The organism is Flavobacterium sp. (genome assembly GCF_049318185.1).
GTDB lineage: Bacteria > Bacteroidota > Bacteroidia > Flavobacteriales > Flavobacteriaceae > Flavobacterium.
On record NZ_JBMOGV010000142.1, the window covers coordinates 1 to 4210 of the forward strand.

Consider the following 4210-nt stretch of genomic DNA (forward strand, 5'->3'; position numbering starts at 1 on the left):
ATTGTTTTCAAGTTCGTGTTTTATATCTTGTACATAGAAATAATTAATGGGTATTAAAGCACTAACAAACGGTAAACTCATACTATCTCCAATTCTTGGTAAATGGGTTAAATAATCAACTGAGAATTGACATTGATAATCAAAGTAGCTAATGTAAAAATGATAAATAATATTTTTAAAACTTAAATTTAATTTACGTTCATAAGTGAAAATTTCAGAATGCATTTGTAATAAAAATTTCCTTAAAATATGGGTCTTTAATCCAGTAGCCGTTTCTATATCTTTCATCTTTGGATATGGAATTTGTAATTCTTCATCAAGATAATTTTCAGCGTTAATAAATTCAATAATAGGTAGGTATTCTTTTCGGTCTTTAAAAAACTCTTTTAATTGATTGCCGATAAAAATAAAGTCTATAATTATTTGTTTGATAGATACTTGAGTTTTCATGATTTTTACTTTTTAGAATAAAAATAATAAAAAACGTAAATATTTTGAATGTAAACAACTAATGAATTATTATATATTGATTTGGAAAAAAGCTCTTTAGTAGATTACGTCAAACCAATGTTAATCTTTTTTACAAGTTAAAATTCTCAGCTATATGCTTTCTATCTTCTTCGTGGTTTTAATTCACTTCTATATGAGTCAAGAAGTTTTTTCGTTATCGGTATCAAGCCAATATTTTTCAATGCTTTACAAAGTTATATTTTACAAGGTACCAACGAGAGTACCAAATGAACTGGAAACTTTCAACATTTAATCTGTAACAAATATAAATAATTTAATCATCTTCATAAACATCAATTATTGTGGTTGGCATTCCGAATCCCATATTAACGTCTTTATATAATTCATTCATACAATTATAAAGTTTATTTCCTCTTAGGACGTTAGAATAGATATTACCTGCGTCATCTTTTAATTCAATAACATAAAATGTTCCCATTGCCCTAGAAGCGGGGTGCGTTTCGTAATCCAAGTAGACATATATTTCCATAAACTAAAGTATTATTATTTTCCTAAGTTGTTTTCATTAATTAAGACTATTTCCTTATCCACATCTTCATCTTTTCTGTAATAATGCCAATCAATTGTATAGTTTATATCTTCAAGTTCTGCCTTGATTCCTTGCTTTGAATTACCATCAATAATGAGCTTTAGTAATAAAGGTTTATAAGCTTTTTGTTCTTCTAAAGGTATGTTGCTATTTTCAATAGATTGTATCCAAAACCTCCCATTTTGTCTTACTATTCTTCTCTCACCAACAAAATCAAATTTATCATCAAACATATAGGTAGGAGTGTTAATCATCATATCTTGCTCGACAACAAAAGGGTCGGTTGAGGAGGTTACTGGAGTCAGTTTTTTATCATGAAATAATAGGTCATCTGGTACAATGAAAATAGTTAAGGTTCCGTTATGCCCAAAATAATCTTCATTTTCAACAGCAAACATTAGAGCAACTCTCCAATCAATTGACCAATCCATAAATCTCGTTTTTAAGCCAATATGTTGAGCTTGAAAAAGAGAATACCATTTATTTCTCAATTCATAATTTTCAGTATCTTCTTTAAAAGGTTGCCGAATATAATCATCTTTGGATTTTAATAATTCGGAGAAATCTCTATAAATATTTTTTTCAATGTCAAATAGCTCTTTAGTTTCTTTTTTGAATCTAGTCAAACCTGAATTTAATTTATAGCTTTCTAAACTATGACCCCTATAATTTTCCATTACAGCAAAATGCATTCTTAAATTTTGTACTTCGTCTATAATAGGTAGTAAATCAGCTACTGATTTTATTGTTTTGTATTGATGTTTATTAAATAACGTTTCTATCATTATATTAATTAAAAAAGTGGAGTTTCTTCATTATCCCAATCCACGTCTTTCAAGCGGTCATCGTCATTATCAAATAAATCAAATTGCTGTTCAAAATTATTAGAAATGGAAGCTCTTGCATCATCAATAAAACCTATTTCAGTGTCTGGTATATTGGTTGTACTGAAATGTTTTCTTATATATCCTTTTAAATCATCAAAAAGAGCATTAGGAATATCATTATCAACAATAATAAGCTGAAAGCTGTTTTTGTATTTTTCTAGTGTTAGAAGATATTTGTAAATATTTTCATTTTTTTCAGAATCCGTCATTCCTTCACTTTCATCCTCATCTCTATTCGTTGAGTCTAAATCTCGCTCTTTAACTTTTCCAAGATATTTTGTTATCGTGTCAATCATTAGAAATGAAGGATAGTTGACTGGATTTTCAATCGCATAAATCATAAGACTGATAAAATATGCAACTGAGCTTACAGTTCTAACACCTCCAGATGTTATTTTATCATAATCACGCCCTCTAATAATTGGCAAATATGTTTTTGGAGATATTGATATATTGGTTGGATTTTTGATACCTACAGAAACTAAAATATCTTTTACTTTATCTCCCAAATCCTTTAAAATCTTTTCAAGAGATGGAGCATCTTTTTTTAGTGATAATAATGTTTCTCTTAATTCTTCAACATTTCGTTCTAATTCAACAATTTCTGCATCGTTAATAGATTGCTGAAATCTAATTTTATAAAAGTGTTGAATATTCTTTATATCACTCTGAAGACTTCCAGCTTGATACGAAAGTGCATCTCTTTGATTAAGATATGGAGAAACAATATCAACAGATTGTTTATCTAAGAGAATCCGCATTTCCTCAAGTAGAGAAATGCTGTCTTTTATTTCTTTAGCTTTTTGATTTTCAATTTCTTTAAGGGTTTTGTAAATAGCATCCAAGTCACGCATTCTACGTTTTAATGAATTCAGTTCTCCACGTATACTTTTAGTATCGGTATTATTAAAATGCTCTTTTAACTTGCTGACATTTACAACCGTATCACAAAGCGGGCAATCTAATTCTTTATCAGCTATTTTTGGAAACTTCTCAAGGGCTTCAATAGTTGCCTCCATTTTTCTAATATCGTTGCGATATTCATTACGAAGAGCAATATTTTGTTTAATTTCCAATTCAGCTGAGCTTTTGTCTTGATATGCCTGACGAATTTCTAGTTCTAATACATTAACTTCTTTTCGTAAGTGATTTAATTCTTCACTTCCACTAATAATTTCTATGTCAATTTCTTTTAATGCATTACGTAGTGAATCTAATTGATTTTCTAATATTTCTTTCTGTAGAGTAAGCTCAGCTAAAGACTCAACTTGAGTTTCTTTAAGAAAAGATGCAACAGATTTGTTTTTCGAAACAAGGGTGCTTTTATCGGCTTGAAGTACACTTATACGCCCTTCAAGTTCAGTAATTTGTCCATCGAGTACATTATACATAAGTTTGAAAGTCTCTTTCAACTTAGTGATTAAAACAAAATTTTCTCCAAATAATTTTTTACTTCCAATTTTATCTTGGTCGAGATAATTGTACTTGAAGATATCTCTAAAGCTTAGTTTTACCATTTTAGTAACTTCTTTAGAAGGAGCTTCTTTAATTTTTATCAGTGGTATACGCATCGCTTGCAATAAAAATTCCGAAAAATTACCATCTTCGGCATTTTGGTTGTAATTCGGAGCATAGTATTTAGGGAAGCTATCATCAATATTTTCGTAACCACCATGATAAACTTCGATGTTAGCCTTTGTATTAAAAATATCTCTCTTTATAGTATATTGGGTTCCTAGTAAATTTACATCAAGGAGACAGTAATGACCTTTTGATTCTATTTCTTCATAAGTATCAAGTTGAGATGAGCCCAGACAATAATTGATTAGATTTAAAATACTTGATTTTCCTGTATCAGAATCACCATAAATAATGTTAAGTCCACTATCAAAAGGAACCACATAATTTTTGTTAGTTCCAACTAAGATTAAATAATTTATCTTAAGTTTTAATGTTTTAATTCTTTTTGCCATGTACTAAATGTGATTCTATAAGTTTGTTAATTGTACTGCTTGAAAGAGTTACTAATGGTTTTAATTCGTGATTTAAATCTCTTATTCTTTGAAAATATTGCGACTGTAAAGTTTCTGCTTGTTTAATTCCTTCTTCTGTTATGTTATAATATATTTGATTATCACTAAGCACTTTGGTTTCAAGGTATTTATTTGCAAGTAATATTTTTAATAAAGCTTTTATCTTTTTTAAATCAAAAATTTCTGCCCGATTTAAAAACAAAGCTTCAATAGAATACATTTCTGAATTG

At 28.6% G+C, this 4210-nt stretch carries 5 protein-coding genes; all 5 read right to left on the bottom strand.

Annotated features, from left to right (window positions below; genetic code table 11):
• Window positions 1-450, bottom strand: a 450-nt coding sequence (locus ACOYLT_RS10320; protein WP_422853767.1) for a hypothetical protein, incomplete at its 3' end; no start/stop codon positions are given.
• Between the two features lie 334 nt (window positions 451-784).
• Window positions 785-1000, bottom strand: a complete 216-nt coding sequence (locus ACOYLT_RS10325) for a hypothetical protein (RefSeq protein ID WP_422853768.1) — start codon at window positions 998-1000, stop codon at window positions 785-787.
• 14 nt (window positions 1001-1014) lie between these two features.
• Window positions 1015-1845, bottom strand: coding sequence for an FRG domain-containing protein (locus tag ACOYLT_RS10330; RefSeq protein ID WP_422853769.1), 831 nt, complete (start codon window positions 1843-1845; stop codon window positions 1015-1017).
• 8 nt (window positions 1846-1853) lie between these two features.
• Window positions 1854-3920 (bottom strand): hypothetical protein, encoded by a 2067-nt coding sequence (locus tag ACOYLT_RS10335; RefSeq protein WP_422853770.1) that lies wholly within the window; start codon window positions 3918-3920, stop codon window positions 1854-1856.
• Window positions 3904-4210: ABC-three component system middle component 4 (locus ACOYLT_RS10340; protein WP_422853771.1), on the bottom strand; the 307-nt coding region annotated here is incomplete at its 5' end. The genes ACOYLT_RS10340 and ACOYLT_RS10335, both read right to left, overlap by 17 nt.

Bases quoted from the DNA above. Each gene is read 5' to 3' on its own strand.
- ACOYLT_RS10325 (WP_422853768.1), bottom strand. From the start codon at position 1,000: ATGGAAATATATGTCTACTTGGATTACGAAACGCACCCCGCTTCTAGG.
- ACOYLT_RS10330 (WP_422853769.1), bottom strand. From the start codon at position 1,845: ATGATAGAAACGTTATTTAATAAACATCAATACAAAACAATAAAATCA.
- ACOYLT_RS10335 (WP_422853770.1), bottom strand. From the start codon at position 3,920: ATGGCAAAAAGAATTAAAACATTAAAACTTAAGATAAATTATTTAATC.